The sequence below is a fragment of the Paraburkholderia bannensis genome (genome assembly GCF_014200455.1).
GTDB lineage: Bacteria > Pseudomonadota > Gammaproteobacteria > Burkholderiales > Burkholderiaceae > Paraburkholderia > Paraburkholderia bannensis_A.
Map to the genome: position 1 here is coordinate 231,666 of NZ_JACHBW010000005.1, position 20,539 is coordinate 252,204.

The following is a 20,539-nucleotide window of genomic DNA, read 5'->3' on the forward strand; positions in this document are numbered from 1 at the left end:
CAAGCGCCTTTTGCAGGGTAGAGAGAATCGACATCATTGCCAGCGCATCAACCAGCGTTGCGCAAGTGAAAGCGCCTGGTCGAGCGCGAAGCCGATCAGTCCGATCACGAACACATCGACGAGCACCACGTCGATGCGCAGCATCTGCCGCGCCATCTCCATCATTTCGCCGATGCCGCTATCGGCCGCGAGCAGTTCGACGGCCACCAGCGCCAGCCACGCGCGCGCAAGCGCGATCCGCACGGCGGTGAGCATCGCCGCGAGCGCGGCGGGCACGAGCACTTCGCGTAGCAGCGCCACGCGTCCCAGACCGTAGTGACGCGCCATTTCGATGAGATCGCGCGGCGCATCGCGCACGCCGCTCTGCGTGCCCAGCGCGATGGGAAAGAACACCGCCTTGGCGACGATCACCACCTTCAACGCTTCGTCGATGCCAATCAGCAGGATCAGGACGGGAATCAGCGTGAGGGTGGGGACCTGCCGCAACAGGTTAAAGAGCGGCTGCACGTAGTCGGCGAACGTGCGGCTGCGCGCGAGCAGCAATCCGCACAACGCGCCGCTCGTCGCGCCCCAGCCGAATCCCACCGCAAGCCGATGCAGCGTGATGCCGAGGTTCTGCTGCAATTCGCCGTCACGCCAGAGGTCGAGCGTGGTGTCATAGACCCGCTGCGGCGAGACCAGCAATTGGGCGCTGATCCACCCATGCGCGCTCGCAACCCACCACAGCACGCCGATGGCGAGTGGCGCAGCCCACCACTGCGCGAATCCGGCCAGACGCGCCAGCAGCATCAGCGCACGGAAGGGGCGAGGGGAGCGTTCGGGCGTGGGCCAGGCAAGAGCGAACGGGCGCGTCATGGGGCGTGCTTCCTCACTGTTTCGCGACGTTTGTCGTGTCGCCGCTCCAATAGTTTTCCAGCTTGAGCGATTTGAGTGCGCTGGCAACGAATTGCGGCGCGAGCAGGCTGTTCACATCCACGGGCGTCGACGCCAATCGCGTCTGGGCGCTGTAGGCGGCAACGTCGCGGTAGTGCGCGTTCAGTGCGGGCGTGAAGAGGGGCGCCCATTGCTGTTTCCAGGTGGTCTGCTCGCCGTCGTACTCGCGCCGGATCACGCTCTCGGGCTGGCCTGAGGCGCTCAGGATCTTCACGAACGCATCGCGGTTCTGCGGCTGCGAGATCCACCAGGCGGCGCGCACGTAGGCATCCGCGACGATCTGCGTGATGTCCGGATGCTGCGCGACGAAGCGCGCGTCGCCCCACAGCTCGGCGCGCATTTTCCAGTCGTCCGGCGCGTTCTTTGTCGACCAGATGATCTTGCCGACGTGCTTGTCGGCAAGCGACCACGCGTCGGCGAGCGTAAAGAAACCATCCACGCGGCCTGCCGCGACGGCCGCCGCGCCCGCCTGCGGATCGAGATTGAAGATGCGGAAATCCGCAAGCTTCAGGCCGTTTGCGGCCAGTAACTTGTTGAACGACACCTCCCAGGGACGCCCGCGATTGAGCGCGATACGTTTGCCTTTGAGGTCGAGGATCGATTTCGCGCTGGAATTCTCGGGCACCACGAGATAGGTATTGCTGCCCACGCCACCCGGCACGATCAGTTTCGTGCGCGTGCCGGCCGCATTCGCCACCACGGAGGGCAGGTCGCCGTAGCCGGCGAAGTCGATGGTGCCGCTCGCAAAGCCTTCGTTGACCAGCGTGCCGACGGCCGCGGTGGAAACCGGCACCCATTGAAGCTTGATATGGCGAGCCGCAAGCGCGTTTTCGAGCGATTTGTCCGCGTCGATCAGGGCGGAGGCGCCGGCGTACTGCGTTTTGCCGCCGCTAGACCAGGCAACCACGGCGATGCGCACGACTTGCGTCGCGTCCTGCGCCATCGCGCTCACCGGCGCGGTGGCGCAGAGCGAAAGCCCAAGTGCTGCGGCAAAGACGATTTTCAGGCGCCGTCTGGCGGCGTGCAGCGATAGAGCCAAGGTGTGATTCATGATGGAGGCGCGAAAGGTGACGATTCGAGGTGGCGTACGCTCAGGCGTGCTTGCGCAGCGCCGGTTGGAGTACGGCATTCAGCGGGCGTGGATCGATCCAGTCGTTCACGTCGAAATCGGCTTCCAGACAGTCCCACTCGTGGAGAAAGTCCTTGAATTCGGCCAGCGCCGCGATGGATTCCGGCTCCAGATTGATGCCCAGATGGTGATGCACGTTCGGGCCATAGGCCGCGTGCACCCATTCCACCGATGAAGCCGTTTCCTGCGCCACGTAGTCGGCTGTCTCGTCCGGATGGGCGCGCGCCCATTCGCCCGCATCGACGACCAGCTTGAGAAAGCCCTCGACGATATCGGGATGCTGGGCCAGCACGTCGGCGTTGACCGTCAGCGGGCGCGGCGTGCCGTTGTTGTTGCGGATGCGCGGCTCAGGGTGAAAGCCGATGTCGATCACCACCTGCGCGCCGATCAATTGCGCGATTTCCAGACCCGTCGAGCCCTTCACGTAGATCGCATCGACTTCGCCGCGCAGCAGCGCGGCCGCTTCGGCGGCGTAGAGCGAGCGGCTGTTGAAGCCTTCCGGTGAGGCGGCGCGGGTGGCTTCGTTGTGGGTTTCGACCGACTGCAGCGTGCGCGCCGCGATCTCGACCAGTTCGACGTCGCGCGTCGTCAGGCCTTGCAGACTCAGCGCGTTGACGAAGCCACGCAGTGCGGAGGCTCTGAAGATGTCGATACGGTCGCTGCGGCGGCGCGGAATCGCGATGCGCCGGCCGCGCAGCGCTGCAACGCTGCGAATACCCGTTGCGGGCAGGGTCAGAATCAACTGGCTTTCATCGACCCAGGACAGGCCGATCACGCGCGTCCTCGCGCCGTTCGAGCGCGCCCAGATCGCGGGAATGCTGCCGCCCTGGCGAAACGACTGCGCCAGCGTATGGTCGCTGATCGATGAGTGATCGTGCTGGGCCGAGTCGCGTAGCGACCGGATGGCGACGCCGTCAGCCGACAGTTCGCCGTTGAGCCAGCCGAGATGCACAGCGATGCCTAGCGGCGTCGGGACCGGCGAGCGGGCATACCAGAGCGGCTGGGAGAGTGCCGATGACGAATCGGACTTGCTTGTCATGTGTGATTTCCATTTCGAGGTCGCTTGAGAAGCCCGCGCGATGCTTTCCAGTCGCGCGGGCTCAGCGGGATTAATGCAAGTTCCAGACCAGCAGGGCGAGAAGGCGTGGTGGTGCGTCGCCATGCGGCAGTGCGCCTGTTAGGCGGTGCGGTCAGGCCATGAGGAGTGGTGCGCTGCGAGCCAGCCAGTGCTGCGCTCGCAGCAGCACGCAGAGGCGCTGTTGCGCAGGCAACAATGGGTGCTGCTCGCCGCGCCACATCTGGCGGCGCTGCCGCACACTGCCCGATGGTGCGCAACGCCATCCCTACCGCCCGATGCGCCCGCGCGCTGCATGATGCAGGCGCGATTGGCATAACCCGTGCTTTAGAGGAACGATTGCGAGTCTTCGTTACGCGCTGGCCGCGTGCCGCCTCGCGAGCTTCGTTCACAAGGAGAACCGAACAATGGCTGTGGAATTTCTGTGGCGCTTGCCGATGCATGGCGACGGGCGCCGCGCACACGATCTTCACACGCGCGGAGAATGGAATCGTCAGCAGGGCGCACGCGTCGCGCCGAAGATCGACTCGGACGACTTCGGCTATATCGATTACCTCTCGCAGGTCGCGCGCGCCGCCGACATCGTTGGCTTTCATGGCGCGCTGATTCCGATCTTCCGCTTTACCGAGGAGCCCTGGGTAGTGGCCGCCGCGCTCGCGCGCGAGACGCGCAACCTGCGTTTGCTGATCGCGCTGCAACCCTGCTTCGTGCATCCCGCTTACGCCGCGCAAATGGCCGCGAGTCTGCAGCGCATCAGTCGGGGCCGCGTGGAGTGGAACGTCATCACGGGCGGCGGCGGGGCAGACCAGCGCGCCTACGGCGATTTCATCGATCACGACAGCCGCTATGCACGCACCGACGAGTTCCTGCAGGTGGTGAAGGGCTATTCGGCAGGCAGCGGCTTTAACTTCGACGGGCGTTTCTATCAGATCGAAGACGGCGGCCTGTTGCCGCCGCTTGCCAGCCAGGCGGTGCCGCGCATTTATCTGGCTGGCGCGAGCGACGCGGCGCTGGGCGTGGCGGCGCGTCACGGCGATGTGCATCTGAGCTGGGGCGAGCCGCTTGCGAAGCAGAAGGAAGTGATCGACAAGGCGCGCCGCGTGCTCGACGCGCAGAACGCCGAGCGTGATCTGCGCTTCGGCATGCGTATCGACGTGCTAGCGCGCGAGACCGAGGAGCAGGCCTGGGCCGAACTGCGCCAGATGTTCGCGACCGTCAACGACACCACGCGGCAGGGCCATTCGCGCAGGACCAGCGGCTTCGGCGATTCGGAATCAGTGGGCGGCCAGCGCCAGTTCGCGCTGCATCAGGGCAAGACGCAGCATTTCGACGATCTGATCGTCGGCCCGAATCTGTGGGCCGGCATGTCGCAGATTCGCGGCGGTCCCGGTTGCGTGATCGTCGGCAGCCACGAGCAGGTGGCGCAACGGCTCGCCGAGTATGTCGATATCGGCGTTTCGACCTTTATCCTCGCCAGCAACCCGCATCTGGAAGAGGCGTATCGCGTGGGCGAAGAAGTGCTGCCGCTGGTGGCCGGCGCGCAGGATGAAGTTCGCACGCGTGGTGCGCTGCGCGCTTGAACAACTTGATAATCAATAGGAATCCAGAATGACGATTACGCCAATCGACAGGAGCGCGCGCGAAGAGGTGCCGAAACCTGCGCTCGACAAGCTCTGGTATACGCGCTGTCCGGTGCCGACCGCGCTGGGCATTGCCGTGCATCGCGGCTGGTTCGACGACGAATTCAGCGCGGACGGCATCACGCTCGGTTCGTTGCAGGAAATCGACGCCGCGGACAAACGTGAGTCGCACTTCGACCACAGCCTGCCGCATTCGTTTCGGCAGGGCGGCAACATACCGGCGCTGTGGGCGCGCTCGCGCGGTGCGCGCACGCGCGTGATCGGTTTGTCGTGGACCAATGAGTTCCAGGCCATCGTCACGCTGCGGGGCAGCGGCATCACGCAGCCGCGCGAACTGCGCGGGCGTCGGCTGGGTTTGCCGCGTCATGGCATCAGCATCGACTTCTGGCGCGCAGCAGCGCTCAAGGGTTTCTTGAGTGCGCTGGAACTGGAGGGGCTAGGCTATGCCGACGCGCAGTGGGTCGACCTGCCCGAGCCGCAAGAGCAGGAAGCCGCCCGCCGCCGACGCGATCCTCAGGCGCGTACGCTCGCCGAGCTTGGCCCGCACGAATATGCGCTCGAAGTGGCGGCATTGCTGCGCGGCGAGGTGGACGCGGTGTTCGTGAAGGGCGTGGCGGGTCTCGCGACCGTGCATCTGATCGACGCCGAAGTGGTCATTGACCTCGGCTCGCATCCCGATCCGCTCGTGCGTATCGGCAACGGTACGCCGCGCACGCTGACCGTGGACCAAGCCTTGATCGATGCGCGGCCCGATTTGGTCGAGCGTTTTCTTGGTGTAGTGGTGAGCGCAGGCGAATGGGCGACACGCAACGCCGCGCAGACCGTCGCTTATATTGGCCGGGAAACACGCGCCTCCGATGAATGGGTGCGTCATGCGTATGGCGATCAGGTCAATCGGCATCTGGAGACCGGTCTCGCCCAGACTTCCATCGACGGGCTGGTGGCGTTCAAGGATTTTCTGTTCGAATGGGGCTTTCTCGAACGGGATTTCGATGCGCGCGCATGGATCGATGCCGGCCCGCTCGAACGCGTGGACCCTGGCCGCTACGGCTGGGCATCCTGATCGAGACGGTCTTGCCGTCTGCAAACGCGCCAGACCCGGCGCGTTTTTTTTGTTGAAACAGCTCGACCGTTGTTGCGCACGCAGCAGCCGTGCACCAGATTGCGTGCGCATCAACAGCCACGAACGTGGCTCGAGGCTGGAACCCCTTTAAACAAGGCGCTTTCAACGTTGGCATTCCTTTTGCATTGATCTGATCGCATGCGCGACGCGGGGTCGCGATGGAAAGATAAACAGATCAGGATTACGAAATCAATGTTCAAGAGAAAAACACTGGTCGTCGCACTGGGCGGTTTGCTGGGGGGCGCATTATCTGCTGCTCCCGCATGGGCGGATAGCGCCGCGCAGCAAACCGCTCCTGCCGGCGCGAACGCGCAGGGGAATGCGGATGCAACGGGAAAGGACAAGGCAAAGCCCGCCGAGGCGAAACTCGATACCGTGACCGTCACGGCGCGGCGGCGCAAGGAAAGCATTCAGGACGTACCGGTGGCCGTGACGGCCATCAGTGGCGACGCCATCAAGCGCAATGAACTGCGCGTGATTAACGACATCACCAAATATGTGCCGAACTTCGCGGGTCTTTCGACGGAAGGTCGCGAACGGCCGCGCTGGTTTCTGCGCGGCGTGGGCAGCAATGATCCTTCCGATCTCTCGCTGAGCCCGATCGGCGTCTACTTCGACGATGTGTATATCAATAGCGTGTTCGGTCAGGGCTTCCCGCTGTTCGACCTCGACCATATCGAGGTGCTGCGCGGACCGCAAGGCACGCTCTGGGGCAAGAACACGATTGGCGGCGCGGTGAGCATCACTTCGCAAAAGCCGACTTTCGACTACAGCGGTTACGGCAAGGTGGGGTTCAGCCAGTACGACACCAAACTGGTCGAAGCCGCTGTGGGCGGACCGATCGGCAATAACGACGTGCTTGCCGCGCGCGTGTCCGTCTATCACGAGAACGGCGACAGCTATTTCACCAATGCGTTTTCGGGCGAGCGCTTCGGCGGCTTTCACGACAATGCGGTGCGCTTCCAGTTGCTCGCCGTGCCGACATCGAACGCGGATTTCCTGCTCAATGTGCACGCGCGCAACTACACCGGCGGTGGCGATCCGTGGCACGCGCAAGGCACGGGAAAAGGCGGCGCGAATGCGTTTGGTTTCGTCGGTTCGAGTGATCCCTACACGGTGTCGCTCAATGCGCCGTCGAGCGATCACATCGCGACTTACGGCGGGTCATTGACTGCCCACTGGCATATCAATCCGGCCTTGACGCTCACTTCGATTACAGCGCTCGAAGGGCTCAATCGCTGGTATCAGGACGACGAGGACTACTCGCCTTATGATGCGGCACGCTCGCACGATACGCTGGCGTCGCATCAGTTCTCGCAGGAATTCCGTCTTGAGTCGCCGCAAACCGATCGCCTGAGCTGGATCGCGGGCGCGCACTTCTTCACCGAAGAACTGAGCGAGCAAAGCGCAGGCGCAGGTTTGCCCGATGCGCCTGGTGCACCTTCGTCGACTTATTATCATCTGTCCGACATCACCCAGCACACCCAAAGCGCGGCGGTATTCGGCAGCGTGAAATATCGATTCACGAGCCGCTTTAACGTGACGGCCGGGCTGCGTTACACGGTCGAGCGCAAGAATATCAATCTCACCGGTCTGGAGAACGACGGCCCGGTTACGTGGAGCGATACGGCAAGCTGGTGGTCGTCCTCTTCGGTCACGTCACCGCTGGCGGTGAGCGCGCGTCAGAATCAGACCAACACCTGGCGCGCGCCCACATGGGATCTCACGCCGGAATACGCGATTTCCAGCAATGTGCGCGCCTATTTCCGCTATGCGCGAGGTTTCCGCTCAGGGGGCTACAACGGCAATGCGTACACGCAAAGCACGGTTTCCACGGTGCAGCCTGAATATCTGACCGACTATGAAGCGGGTATCAAGAGCGAATGGTTCGACAAGCGGCTGATCGCGAACGTGAGTGTGTTTCACTACGACTATCGCGACATTCAGGTGTTCGCGCTGGCGCCCAATCCGCTGGGCGGTTCGCCGGTTTCGACCTTGTCGAATGCCGGTCAAGGCCGCGCGGATGGTTTCGAACTGGAGCTCAAAGCGCAGCCGATCAACAGCCTCTATCTGTTCGCCAATCTCGGACTGCTTAACACCCGGTATACGAAGTTCGACTATGTGCCAACGGCGGTGGGCAATTCGTTCGCGCGCTCGCCGCATACGACCTTCAATGCAGGTGGCGAATATCGCTTGCCGTTCGATATCGGCACCTTTGCGCTGGGCGGCGACGTGAATTACCAGAGCCTGCAGTTCTACAGTGCGACGCGGCAGACTTATCCGGAGTTGTGGCAAGGCGGCTATACGCTGCTGAACGCGCATATTTCGTGGACTTCACCCGACCGCAAATACATGCTGACCGGTTACGTGACGAATCTCACCAACAAGGTCTACAAGAAACTCGGCCTGTTGCCGTCTTATGGCGCGTATCCGATCCTGTATGGCGATCCGCGCGTCGTGGGGGTGACGTTTACCGCGAAAATCTGATCGAGGCGGCTGGGCGGGAAGGCATCGGGAGATGCCTTCGCAAGAGGGAGGAAGCCATCATCGATTAGTGCGACGCGTTCGAGCCCGACAGCGCGCGATCTGAGCGTCTGGCTCGACCGCAAGCTCGCGGCGCACGACGAGAAAACGTTCATGCGTAGCGTTGGCGTGCCAGCAAGCACACGCCTGGTCAGGTGATGGATGACGCTCCGTCGCTCGATATCGATCCTGCTGCCGCCGCGCGTTGACTCTGGCGGTCGTGCGAAAATGTCATGAAAGTGTCACAATGCGCGTCGCGTCCGGTTGGTGGACGCGCTGTTTCTGGGGCGCAGACATGATTGGGAATATCGAATTGCTGTCGCGGCTGCTGATTGCAGCGCTGCTTGGCAGCGTAATTGGCTTCGAGCGCGAGCGGCTTAGCTGGGCGGCCGGCCTGCGAACGCACATGCTGGTGTGCGTAGGGGCCGCGCTGATGATGCTCGTTTCGGCGTTTGGCTTCGCGGACGTGCTCGGCCAGAAGAACGTGGTCCTCGATCCGTCCCGGGTCGCCGCCCAGGTCGTGTCGGGGATCGGCTTTCTGGGCGCGGGTTCGATCCTGCTGCGCGGCGAGGTGGTGCGCGGTTTGACGACTGCAGCCAGCCTGTGGTCGGTGGCGGGGATCGGGCTTGCCGTGGGCGGAGGCATGTACACCGCGGCCATCGGCGCCACGGCGATTATCCTGCTCATTCTGGCCGGCGTGAAACCGCTGGAGCGCCGCTTTATTTCCGTGCGTCAACAGCGCAGCATACAGTTGCTGGCTGAGCGCGGGAGCGTGTCGCTGGATTCTGTGCATCGGGCGCTGGGTAGCGGCAGCGTGCGGGTGAAACAGTTCATCGTCCAGCAATCCGAGGACGATGCCGATCTCGACGATGTGCAGATTGCGCTGTCGCGTGTGGCGGCCGCCGAATATACGGCGATCTGTTCGCGCCTGGGCGGCATGGCGGGCGTGCGTGAATGCCGGCACGACAGGTAAGGCAGGGGCAGCCATGACGTGCATTTACGATTACGAGGGCTTCAGGCTTGAGATATCGGTGGAGCATGCCTTTACCATCGCATCGAAGCACACCGCTCGCGGACGGCCCGGCTATGTCGCGGTCGTGCGGATCTTTCAGGCGACCAGTGCGGTCGCGGCATGTGCGCCGTTGCGCTTTGGCGCGGAAAGAGGCACGCCGTTCGCCACGGAAGCCGACGCGCTGATCGGTGGGTACGGCGCAGCGCGCACCATCGTCGACGATGTGTTCTGCGCTTCGGGAACCGCCGCCTGAACGGCTTTCGCGATTGCACTGAGCTGCGCCCGCATTGCGCTCACCGCGTCGGGCGCGGTCCACCACGTTCTCTCAATGCCATGATGCGTGCCGTCACGACGCATGAAGATACCGCCATTTTCGGCGATGACACCATCCACGGGCCACATGCGGGCCATCTGATCGCACCAGCCGGCGGGCGCCGCCGTGACAGGAATGACGCGTATGCCGGCCGATTGCAGCCGTTCGAGGGCGTCGTATGTTGCGGCCGCCAGACGTCCCTGGTACGTCAGCGTTTCGTCCATGTCGGTCAATACGAAACGGACAGCGGAAAACTCGTGAAACGGCGCGCAAGACAGCGGCTGCATGACGATCTCTGTGGTGTAGCGTTTTTTTTAAAAAGCAGGCCGGGCTTAGCGAGGCTTCTGCGAAAGCTCGTGTGCCGCATAGACGGTCGATATCACGCCGAGCAGCACGGCGGATACGGCCAATGACTGAATTGTCGTTTCCATCGAAGTGACGGTCGATGCCTGGCACCACAAGGCGATGCCGCCAGCAGAGAGCAGCAGGCCGAAGGCAAGAAGCCAGGATGGCGCTGCCGTGCGCGAATGAAGTTTATGGGAGAGTTTCATGTGTCATTACCCCGCGAGCCGATGCTTGCGGTCCGTTGCGCCGTTGCAGTGTTGATTGCCCGAATGCCTCTAGCGTACGTGGCGAATTTTGCTTCATCAAGTGGAAACAATGTTCTCGCAAGCTGGCGCGCCCGTCACCTCGATTGCTAATGCCTCGGGTTCGATCATCACCCGCTCGCCGATATGCCCGGCCTCGCACAGATCGTCCGGCGCTTCGCCTAACCATGCAAGACGCTGCGCCGTCTCGCCGGCCCGCACGCGAAACCGCCGCCTTAATCGCGCAATGCCTCTTGATCACCGATCCCCACGACGGCGCGCAAGATGACCGGTTGAGCGCCGCGCAACGAAACCGCGCCGAGCACGGAGCGGGCGTGGACGCCAACGGATCCCAGCACTTCCACCAGAAGGTCGGACGCGCCGTCGAGCACTCTGGCATGTTCCCTGAAGTCTTCCGATGCGTTGATGAAGCCCTGCAACTCGATGAACTGGCCCACGCGACTGAGCGAGCCCAATTCCTCGCGCAGGACGAGCAGCAATTCCAGCGCGACGTCCCGGGCGATTTGCCTGCCTTCGTCCAGATCGATTTCGACGCCTAACCTGCCCTCCACGGACCTGCGCGAAGATTTCCCGGACAGGAACAGCAGGTTGCCCCATCGAGTCGCGTTGCGATAGTTGGCGGCGGGAGCGGTGGCGCCTGAATATCCCTCAGTCAAGGCGGCGAGTTTGTCGTCGGCATTCATGGGTTGAGTGTTCTTTTCAGTTCGAGGCCGTTTCCACACCTCGTACAACGATGACGAGACGCTGCGCGAAACTCTGTTCGAGGCGCTCAACGGCAGGAGAGCGTGCAATCGTGAGTCAGCGCGCTGCCGGAGCCGCTTGCACGAGGGTGAGAATATCGCTCAAGTCCCAATCGGCACCGCGCGCTTCTGCGCGAAATCCCAGCGATCCGCGCGTGCCGTATCGACGGCCGAAGGCAGTAGATGCGCGTTGAGGAACGCATCGGCGATGGTCTGCTGCTCGCCGAAGTTCGACGGCGTCACTTCGCGCACCTGGTAGCTGCGGCGCGCGTTGGCTCGCTCGATCGTGGCTGCGTCGAGTCCCCAGATTGGCGCAAGCAAACGTGCCGCATCATGAGGCGCATTGCGCACCCACTCGCCAGCCTTGCGCAGTTGATCGTAGATAACCGCGATGACCCCCGGTTGCGCTTCGGCGAACCGGGTCGAGGCGAGGTAATAGCGCTGGTAGGCAGCAAGACCTTCGCCGTTGGCGAGAATGCGCACGTCAGGCTGCTGATCCACCGACGCGACATAAGGGTCCCAGGTCACCCATGCGTCCACGCTGCCATGTTCGAACGCCGCGCGCCCATCGGCGGGTGTGAGGTAGTGAATACGCACGCCATCTGCGGGGATGCCGGCGCGCGCAAGCGCCGCGAGCAGCAGATAGTGGCTGCCAGCGGCCTTGGTCACGGCAATGTCCTTGCCGCGCAGATCGCCGAGCGTATGCAGTGCGCCATCGCGTTTGACGATAATGGTCTGCGCGCCAGGCGAGGGGGCTTCCTGCGCCACATAGACGAAGCGCGCGTGCGCAGCCTGCGCGAAGATCGGGACGGTGTCGGCAACATCTGCACTGAAGTCCACCGCCTCGGCATTGAGTGCCTCGGTGAGCGGAAGACCGCTTGCAAACTCGCTCCAACTCACCTTTATGCCGAGCGGTGCGATCGCGGCTTCGAGCTTGCCTTGCGCCTTCAAGACGGTTATCAGCGTTGACGACTTCTGGTAGCCGATGCGAAGCGTCGTCGGCTGGGCGTCGGATTGGGCCGCGAAGGCCAGCCGCGTGGCGGCCGCAGCGCCGAGCACCGATGCGTGAATGAGCAGTTTACGGCGCGCAGGTGAGAACATGGGAATGTCGCAGCAATGGCTGCAATGATAAAAACGCAAAGGCTAGCCGCCCATGGCGCCAGGGACAACGAAGAGATCGTGCTAAGGATTCTTGCGGGGACGCATTGGGGGCGGCACCGGTCGGTTCGATGTTGCGTCGTGGCCTGTCGCCGCGTCCCCATGATGTCTCCCGTCAAAACGGCTCGCGCCATGGGCGCAGATCCAGTTCCTGAGTCCACGCGCTACGGCCCTGGCTATGCAAATGCCAGTAGTTCGCGGCGATGGCGTCGATCTGCAGCAGTCCATCCGGGCCCGCATCGTCGACCCGTTGCGGGGCTGCGTTGCGCAGCCGTTCGCCGTCGATGCCTCCGTCGATCACGACGTGCGCGACATGAATGCCGCGCGGCGCGAATTCGCGCGCAAGACTCTGCGAGAGCGAGCGCAAGCCGGCCTTGGCGGCGGCGAATGCGGCAAAGGGCGGACGCCCGCGCAGCGAGGCTGTCGCACCCGTGAAAATGAGGCTACCCGCTCCTGAAGGCGCGCTACTCGCGTCTTCAGCGGCGAGCAGCAGCGGCAAGGCCGCTCGCGCGAAAATGAAACCGCCGAGTACATTGGTGCGCCACGCCGCTTCGAACTGTGCGGTTTCGAGTTCGAGCGCAGGGGCGCGCACGGCATTGCCCGCATTGAAAATTGCGCTGCGCAGCGTGCCGTGTTCACGCACTTGCGCGGCGATCTTCGCGATGCCTTGTTCATCCGTGACGTCGCCGGGCGCCGCGATGGCGCGGCCGCCTTGTGCGCGGATGTCGGCGGCGATGGCTTCGACGCGCTCAGCCGTGCGACCGGTCAGCACGACCGTGAACGCTTCGCGCGCGAAGCGCCGGGCCAGCGCCGCACCCAGTCCGGCACTCGCGCCAACGCCGACAATCCACGCGAGCGGTACGGAAGAAGGGGAAAGTTCGCTCATGATGATTCACGCCAGTTTTCGCGCGCGTTTTTCCAAAACAACGAAACGTCATAGGGGTATTCGCGCGCAACCCAACCCTTCCCATCGCGTCGCATCGCATGCGGCCGATGGGATAGACGCTCCCTCGCGAGGCCGTGCGCCTTTAGATCTTGCCGACCAGATCCAGCGACGGCGTCAGGGTTTGCGCGCCGGGCGTCCACTTCGCCGGGCAGACTTCGCCCGGGTGCGAGGCGACGTATTGCGCGGCCTGCACCTTGCGCAGCAGTTCCTTCGCATCACGGCCAATGCCGTTGTCATGCACTTCGTAGAGCTTGATCTTGCCTTCCGGGTCGATCACAAAGGTGCCGCGCAGCGCCAGCCCTTCTTCCTCGATCAACACCTCGAAATTGCGCGCAAGCGTCGCGGTCGGGTCGCCAACCAGCGGGTATTGCACCTTGGCAATGGTGTCCGAGGTATCGTGCCAGGCTTTGTGCGTGAAATGCGTATCGGTGGAGACACCGTAGATTTCGACGCCGAGTTTCTGGAACTCCGCATAGTGATCGGCGAGATCGCCCAGCTCGGTGGGGCAGACGAAAGTGAAATCGGCGGGATAGAAAACCACCACCGACCATTTGCCCTTGAAGTTTTCCTCGCTGACGGGAACGAACTTGCCGCCGTGGTAGGCCGTGGATTTGAAAGGCTTGACCTGCGTGTTGATGAGCGACATAGGATTTCCTTGAAGTGATCCGGCGGCGGATAGCGGCCGGATGAGTCTTTGCCCGATGTCTGATCGGGCGGTAGCCAACCCAGAGACTAGTCGAGCAGGATGGCCGCCGGAAGCGATCTTTTCTTGAATGGAATCCGCGCACGCAGAAAAGCCGCCCAACGTGGAATCGCACGATTCATGCTGGCTTTCGAGCCGGATCAGCGCGGGAAATAATCCGGCAGCCGATAGCCCTTGTAGGTGGTGTTGCGCAAAATCGCGCTGCGGAATTCATCGGCGCGATAGGCCGCAACGATATCGGCGGTCTCCTGCGCATTGCGGTTCGCTGCTTTGACAACCACCTGATTCACATAAGGCGACTGCATGTGTTCGAGCGCCAGGGCTTCAGTCAGGCGGTGACCGCTCGAAATGGCGAAGTTGCCCTGGATGGCGGCAAAATCCACGTCCTCGAGCGCGCGAGGCGCCTGTGCGGTATCGAGCGGCACAATGCGAATGCCAGCGGGATTGGCAATCACGTCATGCTCGGACACATCGACGGGATTGGGATTCTCGCGAATGCGGATCCAGCCCACTTCCTGAAGGATCTTGAGCGCGCGTTCGAGGTTGACGGGGTCGTTCGGCACGGCCACCGTCGCGCCGGGTTTGACCTCGGCCAGTGAATGATGTCGGGTCGAATAAAGCCCCATCGGCGGCGTGGGCACCTGCACGACCCCGATCAGATCGGTGCCGTTGCGCGCGTTGTAGGCCTTCAGATAGACGCTGTGCTGCATCACGTCGGCGGCGATCTCGCCATGCCAGACGGCCTGATTCGCTTCGAGTCCGGTACTGAAGTTGACATACTGGACCGTGTATCCCTTGCGTTTGAGTTGCGGCTCCACGCCTTCGCGGAATTCATCGGCATAGGGGCCCGGAACAAAGCCGACCCGCAGCACGTGGGCTGCGTTGTCGGCGGCGCGGGAAGTCTGCGATTGCGCCGCGAACAGTGCAATCGCAGAAAAGAGGGCGGATAGAACCAGGCGATGGCGCATGATATTGATTCGTGATGCAGATTGATGGGGTAGGATTTTCGCGTGATCGGCATGCATCGATCGATTATTGGCAAGCGCCGGCAAGGTGGTCAAACAACGAAAACTGCAATGGTTTCATGCAAAGGTGCTGGCTGCTTCGCGCCTGCCAACGCAGACGCGCGAATAACAAAAGTCGAATTCCGTGGTTAGTCGCGCACAAGCCGCTCCTTATACTTTTTCCCGAATGAAACACCGTGAAAAAGGAAAACTGCATGTCCGCGCTTCCCAATGAACGACCGGTTCGCAATCTCGCCGCCGATCTCAGCTTGCAGAATGCACTGGCCGATCTGCCCGCGCTCGCGCAGCGAATCGGCAAGGAAGCGGCGGCGCGCGAAAGTCGTCGCGAATTGCCCTTCGAAGGCTTCGAGGCGTTCCGGCGCTCGGGGCTGGGGCGCCTGAGATTGCCGGTGGAATGGGGCGGTCTGGGCGGTTCGCTGCTGGATGAGTTCGAGGTGATCTCGACCCTGGCCGCCGCCGACAGCAACCTCGCGCATGCCTTGCGCATTCACTACGACCAGACCGAAGCGCTGCTGCTTTCGGCGCGCACGCGCTTCAACGACTTGCAGATCCGGCGCGTGATCGACGGGGCCATTTTTGGCGGCGCGTCGACCGAACTGGGAACCGCGCGCCCCGGCGAGTACACCACCACGCTGAGGCGCGACGGCGAGCATTACCGGCTCGACGGCCGCAAATATTATTCGACCGGTACGGCTTTTTCCGACTACGCGCGCCTGAACGTCTTGAACGACGAGGGCGAGGCCGTGGTCGTGATCGTCCCCACCGGTCGCGAGGGCTTGACGGTGCTCGACGACTGGGACGGCATGGGACAGCGCATGACGGCGAGCGGCAGTCTGGTGTTCGAGAACCTGTTGGTGCACGCCGACGAAATCACGGCGCGCACATTGCACACGCTCACCGGGCGTCACACTGGCGCGCTGCGTCAGTTGCATCTGGTGGCGGTGGCCGCGGGCATCGTGCGCAACGTGGTCGCCGATGCGAAGCGCTATGTGCTGGAGCACGGTCGCCCCGTGCTGCACAGCCCCGCGCCCAGCGCGCGCGAGGATGCCTTTATCCAGCAGGTGGTGGGCGCGCTGTCCGCGCATAGTCACGCGATCGACGCGCTGGTGCGCGAGAACGCCCGCACGCTGGATCGGTCGGCCCAGGCGATCCGGGCGGGTGCACCCGATGCGGATGCGCTCGTGCTCGAAGGGGCGCTGGCCACAGCGCGCACGCAGATCGTGGTGAGCAAGCTGGCGCTGGAAGCCGGCGAGCGCCTGTTCGAAGCGGGCGGCGCTTCGGCCACCTCGCGCGCGCACAATTTCGACCGGCACTGGCGCAATCTGCGCACGATCTTCAGTCACAACCCGCTGCTGCATAAGGCGCGCGTGGTGGGCGATTACGTCCTGAATGACGTGACCACGCACCTCACCGAAGGCCGCGTGTTCTAGAAGCCATGACTGAGGGAGTGTCCACGCGATGAGCCGAACCCCAGCCAGCAGCGCACCGCGCCGCCTGCATCTGAACGTCAATATCCTGCACTCGGGCTTCGTGCCGTCGGCATGGCGTCTCGACGGCGCCGATCCGCGTGCATTCATCGACGTCGCGCATTACGTGCGGGTCGCGCAACTCGCCGAAAGCGCGAAGTTCGACGCGGTGTTTCTCGCCGATAACGCGGCCATCATCGACCAGATCGACTTCCGCCCGATCACGGCGCTCGAACCCACGGTGCTGCTGGCCAGCATCGCGGCGGCCACCACCCATATCGGCGTGATCGGCACCGCGTCGACAAGCTATAACGAGCCCTACAACATCGCGCGCCGCTTCGCCACGCTCGATCACGTGAGTCGCGGACGCGCAGGCTGGAACGTGGTGACGACCGCCGATCTGCCGTCGGCGCGCAATTTCGGTTACGACACGGTGCCCGATCATGCGCAGCGCTACGCACGCGCGGCGGAGTTCACGGAGCTGGTGAAGGCGCTGTGGGATAGCTGGGACGACGACGCCTTCATTGGCGACAAGGCAAGCGGCCGCTTTATCGACACGACGAAAGTGCGGCCCGTGGCGCACCAGGGACGCTTCTTCAAGGTGCAGGGGCCGCTGAACCTGCCGCGTCCGCCGCAAGGGCATCCGGTGCTGGTGCAGGCGGGCGGATCGGGCGATGGGCGCGATCTTGCGGCGCGCCATGCGGAGGCGGTGTTTTCCGCCTCGCAGTCGTTCGAGGAGTCGGCGGCATACCGGCGCGATCTCAATGCGCGGGCCGCCGCTTATGGGCGCGCGCAGGGCGTGCAGGTGCTGGCGGGCCTGACGACCATCATCGGCGCGACCGAGGCCGAGGCGCTGCGGCGACGCGACGAACTGATCGAGCAGATTCCCTGGCGTTACAGCCTCACGCGGCTGGCCGGCATCCTGGGCCTTTCACCCGATCAACTCGATCTGGACGCGCGCCTGCCCGACAATCTCGCGCTGCCCAATGGCGGCAACGGCAACCACACCTTCTTTCACGCGACGCTGGCCGAGGCGCGTCGCGGCGGCCACACGGTGCGCGAGCTGATCCGCACGCTCGCGGGCGGCGGCGGTCATCGTGTGATCGTCGGTACACCTGAGCAGATTGCCGACGATATCGAGCACTGGTTCAAGGGCGAGGCCGCCGATGGCTTCAATCTCATGCCCGACGCGCTGCCGGACGGCCTGGAGGCGTTTGTGAGCGCAGTCGTGCCGATCCTGCAGCGGCGCGGCCTGTTTCGAACCGAATACGAGGGCAACACCTTGCGCTCTCATCTGGGTCTCGACCGGCCGGGCGTACGCGTTCTGGAGCCTGCTGCGGGCTAGCGTCAACGTGGACCGCAAGCGCCAGTTCGTGAAACCGCAGCCGGTGCGCTTCGTTCGCTTCGTTCTTCTGCGTGCAGGCAATGGCCACCGCAACGACCCGCACGAAAGCGGGATTCAGCACCGCGTCGTCGAACACCGTTTGCGCGAAGCGCTGGCGGCCACTGTAACGCGCTCTACAGCTTGCCGGGTCGAGGGTCGGGCAGGAAGCCGTCAAGCGGGGACGGGGGCTCGCGATCGGAAAAAAAGCGCATGAGTTGTGTGGGCAGAGGCCGCGCCGCCCGGTTGGGGACGTATCCGGCCAAGCGGGCAGTATAGGAGGGCCGTGCGCGCCGCCTAATAGCGTTTTGGACTACGGTTATATGCGAGTGCGATTACGCGCGCCCGGTGCGGCAGGGAACGCCCATGCATGCGCTTGCAGGCCGCCGTATGCGTTAGCAGCGGCTTTATGACTCGATTGGATAAACGTATCCGATTTGCTTCGTTGCCAGCGTGGCAGGGGGCACGTAGATTGGCGGTTTTGGCAATTCGTAAGGCAATCCGCGTGACTATGCCCGCATCCCTGTCCCTTTCTTCGCCAGCCCTTTCCTCCGATTCGTTGCACGCCCAATCCGCTCAGGTCGCGCCACAGCCTTTCGAAATCCGCGCGCTCGATGCGCCGCTGGGCGCCGAGGTGATCGGTCTCGACCTCGCGCAGCCGCTTGGCGCAGAGGATTTCGCGCGCCTGCATCGCGCTCACCTCGATCATCACGTACTGGTGTTTCGCGACCAGCGCATCACGCCGGAGCAGCAGATCGCATTCTCGCGGCGCTTCGGCCCGCTGCAGATCCATGTGCTGCACCAGTTCGCGCTGGCGGGCCATCCCGAAGTGCTGATCGTCTCGAACATCGTCGAGAACGGCAAGCCGGTGGGGCTGGGCGATGCGGGACACTTCTGGCACTCCGATCTTTCGTACAAGGAAAAGCCCAGCCTCGGGTCGATGCTGCATGCGCAGGAATTGCCCGCGGAAGGCGGCGATACGCTGTTCGCCAACATGCATCTCGCGTGGGACGCGCTGCCCGAGCATCTGCGCCGTGCCGTAGAAGGGCGCCGCGCGGAGCACACCTATCTCGCGCGCTACGCCGAGCTGCAGTCGCGCAGCCCGTGGCGGCCGAATCTTTCCGCCGAACAGATCGCGCAGGTAAAGCCCGTGGTCCACCCGGTGGTGCGCACGCACCCGGAAACGGGCCGCAAGGCGCTATTCGTCAGCGAGCACTTCACCACGCGCATTGTCGATATGCCCGAGGACGAAAGCCGGGCGCTGCTCGCCGAAATCTTCGCCCACAGCGTTCGCGACGAGTTCCTGTACCGCCATGTCTGGCGCGAGCACGACATGGTGTTCTGGGACAACCGCTCGTTGATGCATCTGGCGGCAGGCACGCCCGATCATCTGCGCCGTCGGCTCTATCGCACGACGATCGAAGGCAGCGTGCCGTACTGAGGCGCATCGCCACGACGCATTGCGCGTCGCGACCCATCTTTCCAATACGATAAACACGGGGTATTTCCATGCCGATTCTGCTTCGCGACGCGGTTGCCCGCGGCGCGCGCGCCCTGCGCCGCGCCGCAGCGCCTGCTCTTTCCACTGTGCTGGCGGTGGCTACGCTGGCGGCCACCCAGCCGGCACACGCCGAAGGCACCATCCGTATCGCCGAACAGTTCGGCGTGGTGTATCTAATGCTGAACGTCGCGCGCGACCAGCACTACATCGAGCAGGAAGGCCGCAAGGCAGGGCTCGATATCAAGGTGGACTGGGTGCGCCTCTCGGGCGGCGCGGCGGTCAACGATGCGCTGCTGTCGGGCGCGGTGGATATCGCGGGCGCGGGCGTCGGCCCGTTGCTGACCGTGTGGGATCGCACGCACGGGCGTCAGAACGTGAAGGGCGTGGCCTCGCTCGGCAACCTGCCGTATTACCTCGTGAGCACCGATCCGAACGTGAAGACGATTGCGGATTTCACGGAGAAGGATCGTATCGCCGTGCCGGCCGTGGGAGTGTCGGTGCAGTCGCGTGTGCTCCAGTACGCGGCGGCGAAGCAGTGGGGCGACAAGGCGTTCGATCGCCTCGACAAGTTCACCCAGGCCATTCCGCACCCCGACGCAGCCGCCGCGCTGATTGCGAACAGCAACGTGATCACGGCGCATTTCGGCAATCCGCCGTTCCAGCAGCAGGAGCTGGCCGGCAATCCGAAGGCGCACATCGTGCTCAATTCCTATGACGTGCTGGGCGGCCCAAGTTCCGCCACGGTGCTCTACACGACGCAAAAGTACCGCGACGACAACCCGAAGACCTATCACGCCTTCGTGGCCGCGCTTGCCGACGCCGCCCGCCTGATCTCTTCGGACCCGGAAAAGGCCGCCGATATTTATATTCGCGTGAACGATTCGAAGATCGACCGCAATCTGCTGCTGAAGATCCTGCGCGACCCGCAGGTGCAGTTCAAGACCGCGCCGCAGAACACGCTGGGCCTCGCGCAGTCGATGTACCGCACCGGCGCAATCCGCAACGAGCCGAAGTCGTGGCGCGATTACTTCTTCGACGATCCGGCCACGGCGGGCGGAAGCTGAGTTCTTGCCTGCTGGAGCGGCGCAAACGCTGTTTATGCGTCGCCGTGTAATGAATATGGCGATTCATTGGTTGGGATGCGCGGCCACGGCCCGTATGTTGACGCTTTATCTGCTGGATTTCCGATCGTGAATGTCAATATGTCCCCGCCGTCACAGTTTGGAGCCCACCCGCCGCTGACGCGCAGCGGGCCGGCTGCAA

General features: G+C 63.6%; 18 protein-coding genes and 1 pseudogene. 8 read left to right on the forward strand and 11 right to left on the reverse strand.

Annotated elements, in window-relative coordinates; translation table 11 throughout:
* Nucleotides 1-33: 33 nt before the first annotated feature.
* Genes F4827_RS10825 through F4827_RS10835 form a run of 3 tightly spaced genes read right to left on the reverse strand, consistent with a single transcriptional unit; the run spans nucleotide 34 to nucleotide 3,101 of the window.
* On the reverse strand, nucleotides 34-855 hold the full coding sequence (locus tag F4827_RS10825; RefSeq protein ID WP_221303648.1) for an ABC transporter permease: 822 nt from the start codon (nucleotides 853-855) through the stop codon (nucleotides 34-36).
* Between the two features lie 13 nt (nucleotides 856-868).
* Nucleotides 869-1,984 (reverse strand): PhnD/SsuA/transferrin family substrate-binding protein, encoded by a 1,116-nt coding sequence (locus tag F4827_RS10830; RefSeq protein ID WP_183723852.1) that lies wholly within the window; start codon nucleotides 1,982-1,984, stop codon nucleotides 869-871.
* A gap of 40 nt (nucleotides 1,985-2,024) precedes the next feature.
* Entirely contained in the window at nucleotides 2,025-3,101 is a 1,077-nt protein-coding gene (locus tag F4827_RS10835; protein WP_183723851.1) for an ABC transporter substrate-binding protein, read from the reverse strand.
* Between the two features lie 443 nt (nucleotides 3,102-3,544).
* Between F4827_RS10835 and F4827_RS10840 the strand changes: the two genes are divergently transcribed.
* The 4 genes from F4827_RS10840 to F4827_RS10855 all read left to right on the forward strand — a co-directional run bounded on the left by F4827_RS10840 (nucleotide 3,545) and on the right by F4827_RS10855 (nucleotide 9,396).
* Complete coding sequence (locus F4827_RS10840; RefSeq protein ID WP_183723850.1) at nucleotides 3,545-4,717, forward strand: LLM class flavin-dependent oxidoreductase; 1,173 nt, start codon at nucleotides 3,545-3,547, stop codon at nucleotides 4,715-4,717.
* A 28-nt stretch (nucleotides 4,718-4,745) separates the two neighbouring features.
* Nucleotides 4,746-5,840, forward strand: a complete 1,095-nt coding sequence (locus F4827_RS10845; RefSeq protein ID WP_183723849.1) for an ABC transporter substrate-binding protein — start codon at nucleotides 4,746-4,748, stop codon at nucleotides 5,838-5,840.
* A 252-nt stretch (nucleotides 5,841-6,092) separates the two neighbouring features.
* Nucleotides 6,093-8,387, forward strand: coding sequence for a TonB-dependent receptor (locus F4827_RS10850; RefSeq protein ID WP_183723848.1), 2,295 nt, complete (start codon nucleotides 6,093-6,095; stop codon nucleotides 8,385-8,387).
* A 331-nt stretch (nucleotides 8,388-8,718) separates the two neighbouring features.
* Nucleotides 8,719-9,396, forward strand: a complete 678-nt coding sequence (locus F4827_RS10855) for an MgtC/SapB family protein (protein ID WP_183723847.1) — start codon at nucleotides 8,719-8,721, stop codon at nucleotides 9,394-9,396.
* Between the two features lie 264 nt (nucleotides 9,397-9,660).
* Here F4827_RS10855 and F4827_RS34915 read toward each other — a convergent pair.
* The 8 genes and pseudogenes from F4827_RS34915 to F4827_RS10895 all read right to left on the reverse strand — a co-directional run.
* Nucleotides 9,661-10,035: pseudogene (locus F4827_RS34915) on the reverse strand (HAD family hydrolase); the annotation flags it as partial.
* A gap of 45 nt (nucleotides 10,036-10,080) precedes the next feature.
* Nucleotides 10,081-10,299 carry a hypothetical protein gene (locus F4827_RS10865; protein WP_183723846.1) on the reverse strand — a complete coding sequence of 73 codons (219 nt, stop codon included), beginning with the start codon at nucleotides 10,297-10,299 and terminating at the stop codon, nucleotides 10,081-10,083.
* A gap of 96 nt (nucleotides 10,300-10,395) precedes the next feature.
* Nucleotides 10,396-10,557, reverse strand: a complete 162-nt coding sequence (locus tag F4827_RS10870) for a hypothetical protein (protein WP_183723845.1) — start codon at nucleotides 10,555-10,557, stop codon at nucleotides 10,396-10,398.
* A gap of 14 nt (nucleotides 10,558-10,571) precedes the next feature.
* Nucleotides 10,572-11,039, reverse strand: coding sequence for a RidA family protein (locus F4827_RS10875; protein ID WP_183723844.1), 468 nt, complete (start codon nucleotides 11,037-11,039; stop codon nucleotides 10,572-10,574).
* Between the two features lie 159 nt (nucleotides 11,040-11,198).
* Complete coding sequence (locus F4827_RS10880) at nucleotides 11,199-12,197, reverse strand: aliphatic sulfonate ABC transporter substrate-binding protein (protein WP_183723843.1); 999 nt, start codon at nucleotides 12,195-12,197, stop codon at nucleotides 11,199-11,201.
* A 172-nt stretch (nucleotides 12,198-12,369) separates the two neighbouring features.
* The gene (locus tag F4827_RS10885) at nucleotides 12,370-13,140 is read right to left on the reverse strand and encodes an SDR family NAD(P)-dependent oxidoreductase (RefSeq protein ID WP_221303650.1); all 771 of its coding nucleotides are present in this window, start codon (nucleotides 13,138-13,140) and stop codon (nucleotides 12,370-12,372) included.
* Nucleotides 13,141-13,282: 142 nt separating this feature from the next.
* Nucleotides 13,283-13,846 (reverse strand): alkyl hydroperoxide reductase subunit C, encoded by a 564-nt coding sequence (ahpC, locus tag F4827_RS10890; protein ID WP_183723842.1) that lies wholly within the window; start codon nucleotides 13,844-13,846, stop codon nucleotides 13,283-13,285.
* Between the two features lie 197 nt (nucleotides 13,847-14,043).
* Nucleotides 14,044-14,871 carry a MetQ/NlpA family ABC transporter substrate-binding protein gene (locus tag F4827_RS10895; RefSeq protein ID WP_183723841.1) on the reverse strand — a complete coding sequence of 276 codons (828 nt, stop codon included), beginning with the start codon at nucleotides 14,869-14,871 and terminating at the stop codon, nucleotides 14,044-14,046.
* A gap of 251 nt (nucleotides 14,872-15,122) precedes the next feature.
* Between F4827_RS10895 and F4827_RS10900 the strand changes: the two genes are divergently transcribed.
* The 4 genes from F4827_RS10900 (at nucleotide 15,123) to F4827_RS10915 (ending at nucleotide 20,340) form a co-directional block, all read left to right on the forward strand.
* Nucleotides 15,123-16,358 (forward strand): acyl-CoA dehydrogenase family protein, encoded by a 1,236-nt coding sequence (locus tag F4827_RS10900; RefSeq protein ID WP_183723840.1) that lies wholly within the window; start codon nucleotides 15,123-15,125, stop codon nucleotides 16,356-16,358.
* A 28-nt stretch (nucleotides 16,359-16,386) separates the two neighbouring features.
* Complete coding sequence (locus F4827_RS10905; protein ID WP_183723839.1) at nucleotides 16,387-17,739, forward strand: LLM class flavin-dependent oxidoreductase; 1,353 nt, start codon at nucleotides 16,387-16,389, stop codon at nucleotides 17,737-17,739.
* A 547-nt stretch (nucleotides 17,740-18,286) separates the two neighbouring features.
* Nucleotides 18,287-19,216 carry a TauD/TfdA family dioxygenase gene (locus F4827_RS10910; RefSeq protein ID WP_183724034.1) on the forward strand — a complete coding sequence of 310 codons (930 nt, stop codon included), beginning with the start codon at nucleotides 18,287-18,289 and terminating at the stop codon, nucleotides 19,214-19,216.
* A gap of 68 nt (nucleotides 19,217-19,284) precedes the next feature.
* A complete protein-coding gene (locus F4827_RS10915; RefSeq protein WP_183723838.1) occupies nucleotides 19,285-20,340 on the forward strand; it encodes an ABC transporter substrate-binding protein in 1,056 nt (351 codons plus the stop codon).
* Nucleotides 20,341-20,539: the final 199 nt, after the last annotated feature.